Source organism: Acetobacterium sp. (assembly GCF_039830195.1).
GTDB lineage: Bacteria > Bacillota > Clostridia > Eubacteriales > Eubacteriaceae > Acetobacterium.
Genome location: NZ_JBDODG010000046.1, coordinates 123,666 through 140,639 on the forward strand (window position 1 = coordinate 123,666; position 16,974 = coordinate 140,639).

10 protein-coding genes are annotated in these 16,974 nt (G+C 43.1%); 3 read left to right on the plus strand and 7 right to left on the minus strand.

All coding sequences use genetic code 11. The annotated features are described in order from the left end of the window. Positions 1 to 9: 9 nt before the first annotated feature. The gene (locus tag ABGU93_RS15170; protein WP_347414239.1) at positions 10 to 444 is read right to left on the minus strand and encodes an aspartate carbamoyltransferase regulatory subunit; all 435 of its coding nucleotides are present in this window, start codon (positions 442 to 444) and stop codon (positions 10 to 12) included. Further along, a complete protein-coding gene (gene pyrB, locus ABGU93_RS15175) occupies positions 441 to 1,367 on the minus strand; it encodes an aspartate carbamoyltransferase (RefSeq protein ID WP_347414240.1) in 927 nt (308 codons plus the stop codon). Before pyrB ends, ABGU93_RS15170 begins: the two co-directional genes overlap by 4 nt. A 321-nt stretch (positions 1,368 to 1,688) precedes the next feature. On the opposite strand from pyrB, the gene ABGU93_RS15180 reads away from it, so the two are divergent. Continuing rightward, positions 1,689 to 2,582, plus strand: a complete 894-nt coding sequence (locus ABGU93_RS15180) for a fumarylacetoacetate hydrolase family protein (RefSeq protein WP_347414241.1) — start codon at positions 1,689 to 1,691, stop codon at positions 2,580 to 2,582. 126 nt (positions 2,583 to 2,708) lie between these two features. Here the strand turns inward: ABGU93_RS15180 and ABGU93_RS15185 are convergent, their stop codons facing one another. From ABGU93_RS15185 to rsmA, 3 genes are read right to left on the minus strand one after another with little or no spacing between them, the layout of a single operon-like run. Beyond that, positions 2,709 to 3,509 (minus strand): hypothetical protein, encoded by an 801-nt coding sequence (locus tag ABGU93_RS15185; RefSeq protein WP_347414242.1) that lies wholly within the window; start codon positions 3,507 to 3,509, stop codon positions 2,709 to 2,711. Beyond that, positions 3,506 to 4,534 (minus strand): ABC transporter ATP-binding protein, encoded by a 1,029-nt coding sequence (locus tag ABGU93_RS15190; protein WP_347414243.1) that lies wholly within the window; start codon positions 4,532 to 4,534, stop codon positions 3,506 to 3,508. Before ABGU93_RS15190 ends, ABGU93_RS15185 begins: the two co-directional genes overlap by 4 nt. Positions 4,535 to 4,554: 20 nt before the next feature. Next, positions 4,555 to 5,448: a 16S rRNA (adenine(1518)-N(6)/adenine(1519)-N(6))-dimethyltransferase RsmA gene (gene rsmA / locus ABGU93_RS15195; RefSeq protein WP_347414244.1), complete on the minus strand. Its 894-nt coding sequence runs from the start codon at positions 5,446 to 5,448 to the stop codon at positions 4,555 to 4,557. 356 nt (positions 5,449 to 5,804) lie between these two features. On the opposite strand from rsmA, the gene ABGU93_RS15200 reads away from it, so the two are divergent. Together ABGU93_RS15200 and ABGU93_RS15205 are read left to right on the plus strand one after the other, a co-directional pair. Further along, positions 5,805 to 8,216 (plus strand): EAL domain-containing protein, encoded by a 2,412-nt coding sequence (locus ABGU93_RS15200; protein ID WP_347414245.1) that lies wholly within the window; start codon positions 5,805 to 5,807, stop codon positions 8,214 to 8,216. Positions 8,217 to 8,887: 671 nt separating this feature from the next. Further along, entirely contained in the window at positions 8,888 to 9,826 is a 939-nt protein-coding gene (locus ABGU93_RS15205; RefSeq protein ID WP_347414246.1) for a CHAP domain-containing protein, read from the plus strand. Between the two features lie 132 nt (positions 9,827 to 9,958). Here ABGU93_RS15205 and ABGU93_RS15210 read toward each other — a convergent pair whose 3' ends face one another. Together ABGU93_RS15210 and ABGU93_RS15215 are read right to left on the minus strand one after the other, a co-directional pair. Continuing rightward, a complete protein-coding gene (locus ABGU93_RS15210; protein WP_347414247.1) occupies positions 9,959 to 13,006 on the minus strand; it encodes a methyl-accepting chemotaxis protein in 3,048 nt (1,015 codons plus the stop codon). A gap of 480 nt (positions 13,007 to 13,486) precedes the next feature. Next, positions 13,487 to 16,567, minus strand: coding sequence for a methyl-accepting chemotaxis protein (locus ABGU93_RS15215; protein ID WP_347414248.1), 3,081 nt, complete (start codon positions 16,565 to 16,567; stop codon positions 13,487 to 13,489). Between the last annotated feature and the right edge of the window lie 407 nt (positions 16,568 to 16,974).

Below are 16,974 nucleotides of genomic sequence, written 5' to 3' on the forward strand. Positions count from 1 at the left end.
CCTCCTTCGTTATTCTTCGTCAATAAAAGTGGTGTAGGCGTCGCAGTACTCACAGCGGTATTGTTTTTTCTCTTCGTTTACCAGAAAGAATTTAATTTCCTTCACGTCCTCGTACTGAGTAATGCAACGGGGATTTTTGCAGGTCATAATGCCATTGACAACCTTTGGCAAGGTTAAACTTACTTTTTTGTACAATTCGCCATTCTTGACAAAGTTGATGGTAACATTAGGATCGATCAGACCCAGAACCGTCATATCAATTTGCATATCGGTTTCGATTTTAATGAGATCCTTTTGCTTCATTTTCTTGCTGGGAATGTTCTTAAGCAGAACCACCACATCGTCAATGTCATTGAGATGGAGTTCTTTGTAAATCTCAAAACCGTGTCCCGCTTCAATGTGATCGATGATGATGCCTTTTTTCAGTTTCGATACGTTTATCATTTTCTATCCTCCACGCCCAAAAGTTTGGCAATCAGAGCCATCCGTACATACATCCCATATTTGGCCTGAGCAAAATAAACCGCCCGGGGGTCCGCATCCACTTCGGTGGCAATTTCATTAACCCGGGGCAAGGGATGCATCACAATCATGTCCGGCTTGGCCGTCTTCATTTTCTTCTTATCCAGAATATAATAGTTTTTCAACCGCAGATATTCTTCTTCACTGACAAACCGTTCCCGTTGAACCCGGGACATATAGAGAATGTCCAGCTGGCCGATGACCTCATCAAGACTGGTCGTTTCCTGATAGCTTTTAGGATCCAGCTGATTGAGAATATGAGCTGGCATTTTCAGTTCGGTGGGGGAAATAAAAACAAACCGGATGCCCTGATAACGGCTCAGGGTTTTAACCAGGGAATGGATGGTTCGGCCAAATAGTAAATCGCCACAAACTCCCACCACATGATTGTCACAGCCGCCCTTGAATTTCCTGATCGTCAGCAGATCAGTTAAGGTCTGGGTGGGATGCTCATGGCCACCATCGCCGGCATTAATAATCGGCATTTTGTTGGCAAATTTGGAAACCAGCCGGGCCGTTCCCTCCCGGGGATGCCGGATCACCGCAATGTCCGAATAGCACTCGATGGTTCGGATGGTATCGCCCAGACTTTCGCCCTTGGACACTGACGAATTATTGGGATCATCAAAGCCGATGATTTCTCCACCTAAACGCAGCATCGCCGCTTCAAAACTGAACCGTGTCCGGGTGGAAGGCTCATAAAAAAGGCTGGCTAATAATTTTCCCTTGCAAACCAAAGAATAACCCTCGGGGTCTGCAATAATATTATCAGCCAGCTGCATAATCGATTCAATTTCGTTCAGTTGAAAGTCTCCAGGCTCGATTAAATGTCTTCCTTTTAACATAATGTTCCTCCTATCATAAACACAATTATGGGCAAAAAACAAGCCGCTTTATAAAAATAGCGGCATACTTTCTAACAGGCATTTTTCCTCATTATATGTATCGTTCCTTTTGCACCTTTATGCCTCGCTTTACAAAGCCTGCATACTTAATTACAATAATCATAATTTAATTAGCCATAATTGTCAATGCACTTTGATTAAAAGAAACCGTTATCTTAAGATAATATTTGGACTTTGAAGTCACTGGCCGCAACCTGAAGGATTTGACTGGAATTTCGAAGCAGATAATGGTATGATAAGAAAAAAAGGGAGGGACTTTATATGTATTTCGTAACTTATCAATATAACGCATTTAGTGAAGGTGGCATTCTGACAGCCGATGAAACCAAGGTTTTACCGATTACAACCATTGGAAAACTGATGGGTCTCAAATTTCCGGAGCGTCTGATCGACTTTATTCCCATGGCTACCGACGAATTGCTGGCAGACATCAAGAAAGTCATGACAGAGCATCAGAATCTGGGCATCAACCTGGGTCTGGTCAAGCTGCTGGCGCCGATTCCCAAACCGCCAAGAAATATTTTCTGTTTGGGCAAAAACTATGCTGATCACGCCAAAGAAATCAGGAACATTCCCTCGATGGGCGAAGTGCCGGAAAATCCGATTTATTTTTCCAAACTGCCTACCTCGGTTACTGGACCCGATACGGTCATTCTGTCCCATGCCAAGGCCACCAAACAGATCGACTATGAGGTGGAACTGGCCATTGTCATTGGCAAAGAAGGCGCCGATATTCCCAAAGAAGATGCCGAAGATTATATTTTCGGCTACACCATTGCCAACGACATCACCGCCCGGGATCTCCAGAAAAAACATTCCCAATGGTATAAGGGCAAATCACTGGACACCTTTTGTCCCCTGGGTCCCCGAATTTTACACAAAAACGATTTGAAAATCCCCTTTGACCTCGACATCACCTGTCGGGTCAATGGCGAGGTGCGTCAGCATTCCAATACAGCGCGAATGATTTTTGACATCCCCTCCATTATCAGTGACCTGTCTCAGGGCATGACCCTGCTGCCGGGCGATATCATTCTTACCGGAACGCCAGCCGGGGTGGGTTTTGCCCTGGATCCACCACAATTCCTCAAACACGGCGATCAGATTGAAGCGGAAATTGAAAAAATCGGGATCCTGCGCAACACCATTGAATAAATAAGCTTTTTAAAAAGCCAGCATTCACCGGGGATCTAACCCCGAGATGATGCTGGCTTTTTTATAGAACTTGATTTTTGCGGATGAATACGGTTTGCCCGCTACCTACTCAAGCTGTTCTGTGTTTTAAACAGGCAGTCGTTTCAAACTGAACACCCCAACAGCAGCGACAAACAATACCCCGATAAAAATCGCAAAACCGCCAATGATCAGGGTAATGTTAGCCTGCCCATTGACAATGGCCAGACCGTCAAAAGCATTATACAACGAGAATTTTCCTAAAAAGGCGGTCCGCTCAGACAACTTGCTGAGGGTATTCAAGATAAAGAATCCAATTGGAATCAGGGCACCAAAGAACAATGCCAACTTAGTGCTATTGAATAAGCAAGAAAAGAAAAAACAGAACATACCGATGGTCATGGTCATCAGACAGGCACCTAAATTCAATTTCAAAAATACTTTAACTTCCAGCATTCCCGGAAAGAACTGTTCACTCATTCCATAACCGACTAAAAAAAGTACCGCAAATAACACCGCAATCGACGCCAGCAGATAGATGCCCTGGGTCACAATGATTTTAATTCGGCTATTTGGAGTACACAGCAAACTGGTAAATGATCCTTCATAAACCCACTTAGCCACCAGCCGGTTAGCCAGAATAATACAGTAAACCATCGGAAACAGATAAATCAGAAAACCGTAGAACAGACTGGCAATGAATCCGGTCAGACCGCTATCAATGGTGCCGAAGCCCATAGCATTGACTAACACTGTCGGTAAAATGGACATCATATCCACCATTGCCCCAACGCCACTGGGATCGTAGATATAGATAATAACTGCCAGATAAATAGACATCAGGGCGACAAACACCAGCAACAGCAAGGTATTGTTTTTTACATTTTTCAGAAATAATGGAATGCTCATGCTTTTTTCACCTCACTGACTTGCTTCTTCTGATCGGGAAGAGCTATATGATTCTCTTCTTTTTTCGGAAACAATTTCGGTTTTTCTTCTTGTGGTTCTTCTTTGTTTTTCACTTCTTTTTTGTTCTCTTTGTGTTTTATTACCTTCTGATAGTGCTGCTGGAAAATTTCTTCCAGCGACTGATTTTTTGAATTAAATACTAATACCTTTTCATGAGATAACACCTTCATCAGGACGTCAATCCGATCACCCGGCGAAAATATTTCGTAGTCGCTTTGTGAAAACTGCAGGTATCCGAAACCGTATCTTTTAATTTGCTCCAGATTCGGCGGTGCGGCAAATTTGACCAGATAGGCCTTGGTTTCTTCGGCCCGAAGGCTGACAATATCCATGTTTTCGACCAGATGGCCTTCTTTTAGAACTCCCACCCGATCGCAGGTTCGTTCTACTTCTTCAAATTTATGGGTTGATAGCAGCACTGTTTTACCCCGCCGTTTTTCTTCCAGAATCAAGTCTAAGAACCGGGACTGCATCAGCGGATCCAATCCACTGGTGGGTTCATCCAGCACCAGGGTCTGGGGATCATGCATCAGCGCTGTGACAATGGCCAATCTTTTTTTCATACCATTTGACATATTTTCAATTTTTCCCCGGGTCTCCACTTCAAATCGTTCGAGCAGAGAATCTCTGAGTTTGGTATCTTTATGACTAAAGACGCCCCGCATCTGAGTGATAAAATTGAGGTATTCTTTGACCCGCATATTTTCAAAAAGAACCACGTCTTCAGGCACATAGCCAAGGTTTTTCTGAATCGCTGCAGCTCTGGAAAAACAGTTTAATCCGTCAATGGTGGCGCTGCCCCGGCCGGCTCGGATCAATCCCATCAGCATTCGAATGGTGGTTGTTTTACCAGCGTCGTTAGGCCCTACGTATCCAAAAGCTTCACCTTTTTCAACATTAAAATTGAGGTTAAAAATACCTTTAGTGCTTGAATATTTAAGGGTTACATCCTTTAATTCAATCATTTTTTTCTCCTTAAAACAAATTATTCCTTCTCAGCGATGAGTTCATCCAATGAGTCAACCCGTTTGTTCAATTCATTGGCGATTCGGCCAAAATCTGAGCCGGTGAGGGTTTCTCCCCGGATCCCCGGCGCGATATTACAGACCTCCAGAACCTCCAGTAAAACCTCTTTCCCAAATGAGGTATTCATGGATAACCCATTGATCAGGGTTTTTCGTCGGTTCAGAAAACTGGCTTTGACAACCGATAAAAACAATTCCTTATTCTCCAGTTCAATTTTGGGTGTTTTCAGTTTTTTCAGCGTTACAACAATGGAGTCAACCTTAGGTTTGGGGATAAATACATGAGATGGTACATCAAAATCAATGGAAATATCGGCATAAAATTGCGCCACAATACTCAGCGATCCATAAGCCTTGGTACCGGGAACCCCACATAAACGCTCACCCACTTCTTTTTGAATCAAGAAGGTCATACTCTCAATGGGCAGATCCGATTCCAGAAATCCCATTATGATGGGAGTAGTAATATAATAGGGTAAGTTTGCCACAATTTTAAGGGGCATCGAGGCAAGATGTTCTCCTAATATCTCCTTCACGTTGGTTTTCAAAATATCGCCCTGGACAATTTCCACATTGTCACATTCATTCAAAGTCTCGTGGAGAACTGGTATCAGTTTTTTATCGATTTCAACCGTAATGACCTTGCGGGCATGGTCACTGAGAGCCTGGGTCATGGTTCCAATACCCGGACCAATTTCCAGAACCAGATCCCTTTCACCCACGTCTCCGGCTTTTACAATCTTTTGAACAATATTTTCGTCGATTAAAAAATTCTGTCCAAATCGTTTATTAAAGTGGAGATCATACTTTTTTAACAATGATTCAATGACCCTTGGTGATGTTAATTTTTCCATTCATTTCCTTTCGTTTTACAACTATTTACCTTTATGAAAGCTTGCATAATTTTTATTCATAACTTAAATATTATACACCTTATTTACTCCCGCGGGAAGACCTTATCACGAATTCAACACTAAAAGAACTAACCGCTTGATTATTTGCCAAAATATTTTGGTATCTCGTTAGTTAACAAGACTGACGCATCTTTTCCATTTGTCGATTTTTGCAAATATTTCACTTGCTTTTTGTCTAGTAAAATAATGTTTGTAACCCTGAAGATGACAGTATATAATAATTCTATCTTCATGATTGTATTATAATGCAAATAATATGTGTAAAAGTTATTTAATGTCCTGACTAGGAGAAAATGATGTTTAATAAAAATAACCTTCACTCAAAAATCAATTTATTTATTCTCGTAATTATCCTCCTAATTGTCACCATCGGTTTTTGGCTGGCCATCAATATCTTTTTTACTATTTATGAAAATGAAATGACCCGGATGGTATCAACGGGAATTATTGAGCTTGAAGAAATGGTTATAAACGATAATGAAAAATGGCTCCTATCTTTTTCAGATAACTTAGCTGATCCTGATCATCGTTTATTGAATAATAACGATCCGACTTCAAATCAGGCACTCCATCAATATATCAGTCATGCTAACAATGAAGCGCTTGATTTTGTCAAAATGACTTATGCAGATGGCAGCAGTTATGAAGAAATTTTTGCTGATCAAAGTATTTTAAACCTGGCTTCCCTTAACACTGTTACCCCAGCAACAAAACCCTATTTCTGGCTTGACGGCGATGCCGAGCTGGGCCTACATCTATTCTGCCGCTACCCGCTGACAGATTCAAACCATACCCCCATTGGCACGTTGTTAATCGGTTTAAATCTTGCCGATCAAGATACCGTAGATTATATGAAAAATACAGGTGCTTTGGAAGCAACCATTTTTGCCGGAAACACCCGTATAGCCACCACTATTATTAAAAATGATGCCGCCCAGGTTGGCACCATTCTCGATCCGACCATTGCCGACACGGTTCTGGCTCAGAAACGCCCTTATACCGGAAAGGCTGAAATTCTTGATGATCCCTATCTGGTTACCTATGCTCCAATCATTAATTACCGTGATGAAGTTGTTGGTGCCTTATTTGTCGGCAAATCCATTGTTTCAATTTACACCATCCTGAACCAGATTATTCTATATATAACAATCTTAGGATTGATCCTATTATTATTCTTTTATGTATTCTCTAACCGCTGGCTGAGAATTAATATCACCAATCCCATCCGCTGGGTTGTTGACACCATGAATATGATATCTCAAGGTGAATACAATGTTCTTAATAACATGCCAGAGGCTAAATACGAAGAAGTAGAAATGCTTCAAACCACGATGTACGAAATGGTCAACGAGTTGGTAACTGGCAAAAAGAATTTGGAAACAGCTGCTTATATTGATTCCATTACCAGTTTACCAAATCGGGTGGCGCTCTATAAAAAATATCAAAATACTCCCATCGATGATAACAAGAACACCTTAACGCTGGTTTTCTATGTTGACGTTGATAATTTGAAGTACATTAATAATTTATTTGGACACAGCGTCGGAGATATCTTGTTACGACAGGTTGGCGATATTTTAAAAGACCTATTTCGGGATTCTTTCTCTTTTGAAGTTTATCGGATTGCTGGTGATGAGTTCGCTGTCTGTAAGGTTGGTCTCCATACAACTGAAGAGATTAACCTTCTTGCAAAATCAATTATTAAAGAATTCGAAACGCCCATTACCATCGGTGAACACATCATCAGTGCCAGTGTCAGCATAGGCATTTCCAGAAACGAACTATGTAATAAGACTAAGTGCATATCCTGTACTGATGGCTGTAAGGATAATTTGGAAAAACTTCTTAAAAAAGCAGAACTGGCTATGAATCAGGTGAAAATGAGTGGTAAAAATAATTTTATGGTTTTTGATCCTTCCATGAATGAGATTATCCAACGCAAAGCATCACTGCAACAGGATTTGAAAAAAGCGCTTAAGCACCGACAGCTGGAAATTTATTATCAGCCCAAATTTGATCTGGCCTCAAATCGCTATGATGGTTTTGAAGCCCTGGTGCGATGGAATCACGCTAAACGGGGATTTATCCCCCCTCTTGAGTTTATCCATATTGCTGAGGAGTCCAATCTGATCATCGAATTGGGCGACTGGATACTTGAGGAATCCTGTCGATTTATTCAAAACTACAATATCGTTCACCAATCCAGATATTCCATTGCCGTCAATATTTCAACCTTTCAGCTTCTTAACGAGGATTTTGAAGAAAAGGTGACCAAAGTACTAGAAGAAACAGGATTAGATCCCTGCCTTTTGGAATTGGAGATTACCGAAACCATGTTGATGAACTCCATGTCAATCGCCTATGAGAAGCTCAACTTTCTCAGAGAGAAAAATATCAGCATTGCCCTGGACGATTTCGGCACTGGTTATTCCTCCTTGACTTATTTGAAAGCGTTGCCGATTACCACCGTAAAATTAGATAAATCATTTATTGATGATATCGCTACTGATGAGCTTTCTTTAAAAATTGTGGAAAATGTGATCCAGATCGCCAAAAACATCGGTCTAAAAATTGTGGTAGAAGGTGTAGAAACCTTTGATCAACTAGAAATATTAAAAGAGCTCCCCTGCAATAAAATTCAGGGCTACTATTTTTCAAAACCGGTGTCCGAATTGGGTCTCACTGAAGTTCTCAGTGAATACCCTTAAGATCAAACCGTCACATGAATAAAAAACCGCACTGATAAATCAGACTCATCCTTCACCCTACCCAAAACCGGCTATTGAACATCAATTGTCGGTTTTCTTAATGTTCACCACTACAATCTCCTTCACTTTCTTGAAACGAAAGAACCTTTTTAAAAAATCCAAATTATTTTTCTAAATCTAAACCGTCTACCCCTTCGTTTTTTTATTGCCACAGATGCCTCCAAACCCCTATTTGAGCACGCTAAGAGGCAACTTTTCTGAAACATCAAACTATTTTCATCAAGCTTATTCGAAAAAGAATAGCATTCTGTTAAAAAAGAAAACGCAATCATGACTCATTCTTGGCTCTCAGTTTTACTTATTGACAAGTTATTTCATTTTAGCTTAAACCAAAATTAATCATTTAAACAAGTTGATTCAGCATAATTTGAAATTTGATTAACAGTCATTAAACTCAATCCCTTTTTTAACGCCGTTTCTTCTCATTTTATAAATTTAATTTTCTGCTGTTGGTGAAGATTTCTTAAATAGGTTTAACAGTAAGCTTGCAAATTCTCTGGGTCTATTGTATTATACGCATTGCCAATTTGTAAATAAATTGCAACAATCAATGATGCATTTAAGTCACGCACAACACTGTGACACCATCATGTTTTGACATTGGAGGTCAAATGAAGAAAAACTTAATAAAAAGCGCATGTGTGAGTCTTGCCTTTGTTTTATGCCTGGGCATGGCGCCTGGGGCTGTTATGGCAGAAGAAGCAGCGATGGATCTAACAGAAATCGCACAGGCGGTAGAAACGGCTGATGAAATAGCGCCCCTACCCAACTTATTTTCAGCACGCACGTCTGCACCCGGTTCCGATAATCCCTATTTCTTTGCTAACAATCCTTATGCCCAAGGTGGATATGGCATGCCTAACTGTACTGCCTATGCCTTTGGTCGGGCTTATGAAATTTTGGGAACCACCCCAAATTTAGCTATGGGTAATGCGAATTCCTGGTGGGCGTATAATCAAAGCACCGGCTATTACCCCTCAGGATCAACGCCAAAACTTGGTGCTGTTATCTGTTGGGGTGGCAGTTCAGACGGGCATGTAGCCATTGTCGAAGCGATCAACGGTGATACGGTCACTCTTTCCGAATCAACCTATAGCGGCATCTATTTCCAGAACTACACCTATACCATTGGTGCAGAGGATGCTACCTCGGTCGGCGGCTTTCAGGGTTATATCTACATCGGCGATTACATCGATGCCGCATCAGATACAACGCCCCCAGCCTTATCCGACGTGCTGGTGACCGACTATGAAGGCGAAGGAATTATGGTTACTGCTCTGGTTTCTGACGACCTAAGTGGCATCGGTCAGGTTTACTTTCCAGTCTGGACCGAAAACGGCGGGCAGGACGATATAATCTGGCATGAAGGTACTGTAGAAGGCAACGTGGCCAGCTGTTTTATTCCCTACAGTGATCACAATACCGAACTTGGTGACTATAATGTCCACGTATATGCTTATGACAAAGCCGGGCACTACGCCATGACTGCTACATCCATCACGAAAGCCGACACCTTTACCAGCCTGGGTGAAGTTGCTCTCGAGAGTTAAAGCCGGTTCGACCGAACATAAAGAGCCTTCCAGTTAACGTTCAACGAACGTCACTGGAAGGCTCTTTTGTATTAATGGTTATCTATTTGTATTTTGGGAAAGTCTTATAATGATACGCCACAGCGCCGTTTATTAGTATTTATCCATTTCCATATCATCCAGCAAAATCTGCGGTTTTACTGGTTGCGGGATGGATTGTACCGCTGTGTCCCGAGGGGGTAAAGCAGCAGCTTGTCTTGTGCTTGCAGTACTACTTGTTTTGCTTTTCAGCTTAAACTCGGAAACCATATTCTTCAGCAGTTCGGCCTGGCCAGACAGCTCTTCACTGGCTGCGGCGCTTTCTTCAGCGGTTGCTGAATTGGTCTGCACCACCTGAGAAACCTGTTCAATCCCCTGGGTGATCTGGGCAATACTGGTAGCCTGATCATTGGATGCCATTGCAATGTTGCTGACCAGATCGGTTACTTTAGCTACGGATTTTAAGATCCCTTCCAAGCTGTCGGCGGTATCATTGGCAATTTTTGTGCCGGCTTCCACCTTGTCAATGGAGCCTTCAATCAGACCGGTTGTTTCCCGGGCCGCTTCGGCACTCCGGGCCGCCAGGGTCCGAACTTCTTCGGCTACCACAGCAAAACCTTTGCCATGCTGTCCGGCCCGAGCCGCTTCAACGGCGGCATTCAGTGCCAGAATGTTGGTCTGGAAAGCAATGTCGTCGATGACTTTGATAATCTTGGAAATATTATTGGAGGATTCATTGATTTCTTCCATGGCGTTGACCATGTCCCCCATCTGTTTGTTGCCGGCTTCGGCGGTCGCCCGAACATCTAGGGTTCGTTCATTGGCTTCGTTGGCATTTTGAGCATTTTTCTTGGTTTCTTCAGCTACTTCATCAATGGATGCGGACAATTGCTGGATGGCGCTGGCCTGTTCGGTTGTTCCCTGGGCCAATGCCTGGCCACCATCGGATATCTGGCGCGATCCTGCTTCTACCTGATTGGCGGAGTTCCCAATTTCTGTGAGGATTTCACTGAGATGCGCGGTAATATCATTAATGGCATATTTGATATTAACAAAGTCCCCCAGATAATTGGCTGTAATTTCCTGGTTGAAATCACCCTCACTGACCTTTTCCAGGGTTTCGGAAATTTCCTGGACATATTGTTTCAGGAAAGCAATGGTTTTATTCATATCTTCTTTGATCTGGCCGTTTTGTCCCCGGTAAGCACCGGTCATCGCCGTATTGAGATTCCCCTGAGCCAGCTCGTTGAGCACCTGGGATGCTTCCTGCATCGGTTCGGTTAAGGCATCCAGGGTGTTATTGAAGCCACTGATCACCTTGGCGTAATCGCCGGGGAAGCGGGATGCATCGGCCCGGTTGTTCAGATCCCCGGCTACGGCTGCTTGTGCCATACTGTCGGATTCTTCCAGCAGCATGATGATGTTTTCCATCAGCTTGATAAAACCAGGTATTAACCGATCATTTTCGCTGAGTCGTCCCGCCGCTTGTAGCGCATCCAGCATTTTCATATCCCCGTTTGAAATATCCTCCACGGCTCTGACCATAACCATTAAGGATTCTTGAATGGTATTGATGGATTGGGCAATTTCACCGTAAATCCCGGAGTAATCCGCTTCAATGCGTTGGGTTAAATCATTTTTACTCATCAGTGCCAGAATTTCATTTCCTGCAGTCAATGCTCCCAAGCCGTCAATACAGGAGTTGATGTTATTTTTAAGATCATTGAAATCCCCATTGTATTCGGTCGTGATCCGCGGTGGAATCTGACCGTTTCCAATGCGTTCAATCGCTTTTGATGCGACTTTTAATGGTTTTTTAAAGGCCGCACTGACCGAGTCTACCCCTTTGATCAAATCTCTGAAGCTACCTGGATAATTTTCGATGTTCTCCTGAAAATCCAGATGTCCATCCAAAATCGCCTGTTCGGTGTTGGTGATGCCGCGATAGATTTTATTCATTTCATCAATAACCGCGATCAATGAATAGGACAAGACATCCTGATCCGAGAGCGGTTCAATCTCAACGCCAAAGTTACCCTCCGACAAATGCTGGGCTGCTTCGGCCTGCTGTTTCCGATTTTCGGTCATTTCGTTGAAAGCAATGGCCAGATCAGCAATTTCATCGGTGCTTTTAACTTCAACGGTTACGTTCACATCACCCCGCGCCAATTTTTCAGCTGCTGTTTTGATGCCAATAATTGGGTTTACAACTGCTTTTTTGGTACTAATATAGATAGCCAGGCTGCCGCCTACAGCAACCAGGAAAGTAATCAGAATTAAAATATTTCTCAGATTGGTCACGTTGGCATAAACGGTGCTTTCATAGTCTCCAAGCCCTAATAACCAGTTGGTTCCTTCAATCGGAACAATCTCGGTGATTCGTTTTTCACCCTGATAGGTATAGTGAATCAGATTATTCTGAGTCATATCGATGCTCTGCAGTTGCCTGCCCAGTTCTGCCAGATCGCCACCTTCTTCAGCTTCTTTAATGGCATTTCGCTGATCCAATACCAGTTGTTTCTCGGCATGGGCATTGATGATTCCGTCTTTCGTGATGATAAAGGCAAATCCGGTTTCGCCCACGCCGAGGTTATCGGTAATTCCGGTTAAGGCCGTCCCATCCCGCCGTCCCATCAGGATACCGACTACCTGGCCATTGCTTTTAATAGGTGCAACTTCCAGCACCACCGGTCCATTGGTCACCTTACTGATGGAGACATCGGAGATTCCCGGTGTGCCATTGAGGGCATTGGTGTAAACAGCTCGCTCTGAAAGCTGGGTGGTGTCTCCGCTGACGACATAATGAGCCATCAGATCCGGGGTCATCACGGCAATATCAAGATAACCCAGCTCACTGACCTTTCCGGTGAGATAAGCTTTCTGAGCGTCCCAGTTCATCGAAGAAACGGTATCAGTTTCAGCTACCTGGGTTAATTCGCCCAATTGTTTGGCGACGGTTGAACCCACATATTTAGAACTGGCTATCGCCGTTTCTTCCAGATAACTCTCGGTATTTTCGGTCAACGCCCGGGACGAAAACATCAGAGCGACAATTCCCAGAATCAGACTCCCAATAATGAGGATTGCTCCCAGTAATGACACCAGTTTAAATAGCAGCGAAACTTTTTTTTCGTGCTTCTTTTCTGTGACTTGATTATTCATTTTTTTCTGCCCTCCGATACTTGTTATTTTTTGTGTTAAGTCGGTTGAATACATTTTTTTCCATACTATTGACTCCTTCGCTTTTCTTCTTTTCTTGTATTTGTCCAGTAATTAAGTTGTGCATTTTTAAATGCACTTTGTATCGTACTACTGACTAAAACAAGCATCTCTAATATTGACGCTCATTTTAAAATATCGACAGCTATGTCATCACCTTAAGGGTAAATAGTTGTCGTTTCGAGTAACCTTTATACTTTTTTTGTCATTATTGGTCATTTTTTTCTAGAAAGCAAGCGTAAATGTTAACCTTTGGCCGGCTTTTCGATTACTGTGATCAACCTGAAGTACAATGTATACTATGTAATTGCAACCACAAAAAAAGCCTACCAGACGATGTCAACAGACATCACTGGAAGGCTTTTTAACTATTGAAATTTTTTTCAGGATCAGCTGATGATCAGACCATTAACATCGAATTTTTTAGTATTTATCGTCTATCTCGTCAAGTTGAATTCGCGGTTCTGCCGGTTGATGAGTGACTTGTTCCGCTACCTCCTGAGGAGCCGAAGCAAGGGCTTGTCTTGCACTTGCTTCACCGCTTGTTTTGCCTTTGAGTTTAAACTCAGAAACCATATTCTTCAGCAGTTCGGCCTGACCAGACAGCTCTTCGCTGGCTGCAGCGCTTTCTTCGGCGGTTGCTGAATTGGTCTGCACCACCTGGGAAACCTGTTCAATCCCCTGGGTGATCTGGGCAATGCTGGTGGCCTGATCATTGGATGCCATCGCAATGTTGCTGACCAGATCGGTCACTTTAGCCACTGATTTTAAGATGCCTTCCAAACTCTCGGCGGTATCATTGGCAATTTTTGTGCCGGCTTCCACCTTGTCAATGGAGCCTTCAATCAGACCGGTTGTTTCCCGGGCCGCTTCGGCACTCCGGGCCGCCAGGGTCCGAACTTCTTCGGCTACCACAGCAAAACCTTTGCCATGCTGTCCGGCCCGAGCCGCTTCAACGGCGGCATTCAGTGCCAGAATGTTGGTCTGGAAAGCAATGTCGTCGATGACTTTGATAATCTTGGAAATATTATTGGAGGATTCATTGATTTCTTCCATGGCGTTGACCATGTCCCCCATCTGTTTGTTGCCGGCTTCGGCGGTCGCCCGAACATCTAGGGTTCGTTCATTGGCTTCGTTGGCATTTTGAGCATTTTTCTTGGTTTCTTCAGCTACTTCATCAATGGATGCGGACAATTGCTGGATGGCGCTGGCCTGTTCGGTTGTTCCCTGGGCCAATGCCTGGCCACCATCGGATATCTGGCGCGATCCTGCTTCTACCTGATTGGCGGAGTTCCCAATTTCTGTGAGGATTTCACTGAGATGCGCGGTAATATCATTAATGGCATATTTGATATTAACAAAGTCCCCCAGATAATTGGCTGTAATTTCCTGGTTGAAATCACCCTCACTGACCTTTTCCAGGGTTTCGGAAATTTCCTGGACATATTGTTTCAGGAAAGCAATGGTTTTATTCATATCTTCTTTGATCTGGCCGTTTTGTCCCCGGTAAGCACCGGTCATCGCCGTATTGAGATTCCCCTGAGCCAGCTCGTTGAGCACCTGGGATGCTTCCTGCATCGGTTCGGTTAAGGCATCCAGGGTGTTATTGAAGCCACTGATCACCTTGGCGTAATCGCCGGGGAAGCGGGATGCATCGGCCCGGTTGTTCAGATCCCCGGCTACGGCTGCTTGTGCCATACTGTCGGATTCTTCCAGCAGCATGATGATGTTTTCCATCAGCTTGATAAAACCAGGAATCAGTTGATCATTTTCGCTCTTCCTTCCTGCCGCTTTTAAGCCAACAAGCATCTTCATATCACCATTCGCAATATCATCCACAGCTCTGACAATAACCATTAAAGATTCATGAACGGTATTAATATATTTGGTAATTTCGCCATAAATACCTGCGTATTCTCCTTCAATTTTTCTGCTTAAATCATTTTTGCTCATCAGTGCCAGAATTTCATTTCCTTCTGTCAGAGCTCCTAAACCATCAATACAGGAGTTGATGCTGTTAATTAAATCAGCAAAATCACCCTTGGCTTCCAACTTAATCTTTTCAGGGATTTCGCCCTTGCCGATCTTATCGATGTAACCTGAAGCCATGTTCAGTGGCCCAATTACCGCGTCAAGCGTGGCATTAAACCCTTCGATAATCTCCCGGTAACCGCCACTTAGCGCTTCTGTATTACCGCGAACCGATAACCTGCCCGCTACTGCAGCTTCCGTCAACATTTCCGTTTCCTGGATCAGCTCCCGTAAAGACTTGAGCATATCGGTCATGCTAACCCCCAGTATGTCTTGATCGGATCTTGGGATTATATCCATGGTCAGATCACCAGCTGCGATCCGTTCCGCTGCTATTGCCTGCTCCCTGGTATTATCCGCCATCTCGCCAAAAGCTGCCGTTAGTTCTGTTATTTCGCTACTGATGGCATCAATTCCATCGGTACTCACATCAACATTGCCAACCGCCAATTTGTTAGCCACACCCGCCAGCATATTGATCGGTTTGGCAATCTTTCTGGATGTAAAGGCAACCAACATCACCATCCCAGCAATAACGATCAGCATAATAATTAAGGTAATTAGTTGAATTAGATTATATGCGCTGTTAAACTCTTTATCCGGAAGGCCGGTAGTTATCGTCCACCCAGTATTTCCTACCATCGCAACATAGCCGTGATTGTTTGAACCATCACTGATATATTCGATAGCCCCAGTCTTTTGTGTCAAAACAGCATCTTTGATGTTATCCGACATATTTGAATCTTTGATATTGGTATTGACATATTCCTGGTTGGGATGATAGATCAGCTGTCCGTCAGCGCTCGCCAGAATGAAAGACCCTGTTTCGCCAAGTTTGTATTCACTCATCATTGCCGAAACACTATCCAGCGTGAAATCCAAACCTGCCGCGCTGATAATGTCTTTTGTGCCAGTTCGATAAATCGGCGAAACCGCTGTTACGACCATTTTATTGGTCATTGCATCCACATAGGGTGCTGTTAACGTCGTACCGCCGGCGTCCATCATTTGAGTATACCAAGGCCGTTCAACCATGATCCAATCCGGACTTGCATAAAACCCTTGTGACAAAAGCAATTGATTCGAGTCGGAATCTCCTATCCAGGCCTCCATGATGTTTGGATCAGATGTCTTGACACCGGATAGTGACTTTTCCGATTTTGCAAATCCCTGCGCAGCCGTTGGCACAAAACCCGGCGTAATCTCAGTTGTCATATCTTCAAATTGGCTGTTGACTGCCATTTGTCGCGTAATCTCAAGATACTTACTGAATACTCCGGCTATTTCATTGGCCGCCGCATTGGATTCTGTTTCTAGCTGTTTCTCAGTCAGACCGGTAATCGATGTATTTACGTTGTACAACGTGATAAACGATGAAATACCGTAAATAATCACGATCGGGATCCCAATAAAAATAAGGATCCGCGTCAGCAGATTCATTTGCTTCTTTTGCGTTGTTCCAGTTTTCTTCATATTAATTCTCCTTTTAGTGTTTTCCACAGCGTTGATACCAATTCAGAAACATGGCCATTTGTCTTTTCTGACATCCATTATTCTTTGCGTTCAGTTGGTTATTTTTTAACCAAGTATTCCTCTTTTCTTCTGATCATTCTTCTATTACAAGCATGAATTTCGAGATAGTTTTATATAATGCCGCTGAAACACGGCATGATATTACCCCACATATCTTATCGACTATTTCGCAGCCTTGTAAAGAGTAATATCTATCCTTTGAGTGATATTATTTCAGCATTAATTTTTAGAAATTCTTAAACAGGCTCTCTTTTAAAAAATAATTATAAATTTTTGCCGCGCAGTAAACGTTATCGCAAAAATCATTTTTTTCTTGTCACAGCAGTCAAAACAGTATAAGATGATCC

Coding starts and splice junctions, on each gene's coding strand:
- ABGU93_RS15170 (WP_347414239.1), bottom strand. CDS start 444: ATGATAAACGTATCGAAACTGAAAAAAGGCATCATCATCGATCACATT.
- pyrB (WP_347414240.1), bottom strand. CDS start 1,367: ATGTTAAAAGGAAGACATTTAATCGAGCCTGGAGACTTTCAACTGAAC.
- ABGU93_RS15180 (WP_347414241.1), top strand. CDS start 1,689: ATGTATTTCGTAACTTATCAATATAACGCATTTAGTGAAGGTGGCATT.
- ABGU93_RS15185 (WP_347414242.1), bottom strand. CDS start 3,509: ATGAGCATTCCATTATTTCTGAAAAATGTAAAAAACAATACCTTGCTG.
- ABGU93_RS15190 (WP_347414243.1), bottom strand. CDS start 4,534: ATGATTGAATTAAAGGATGTAACCCTTAAATATTCAAGCACTAAAGGT.
- rsmA (WP_347414244.1), bottom strand. CDS start 5,448: ATGGAAAAATTAACATCACCAAGGGTCATTGAATCATTGTTAAAAAAG.
- ABGU93_RS15200 (WP_347414245.1), top strand. CDS start 5,805: ATGTTTAATAAAAATAACCTTCACTCAAAAATCAATTTATTTATTCTC.
- ABGU93_RS15205 (WP_347414246.1), top strand. CDS start 8,888: ATGAAGAAAAACTTAATAAAAAGCGCATGTGTGAGTCTTGCCTTTGTT.
- ABGU93_RS15210 (WP_347414247.1), bottom strand. CDS start 13,006: ATGAATAATCAAGTCACAGAAAAGAAGCACGAAAAAAAAGTTTCGCTG.
- ABGU93_RS15215 (WP_347414248.1), bottom strand. CDS start 16,567: ATGAAGAAAACTGGAACAACGCAAAAGAAGCAAATGAATCTGCTGACG.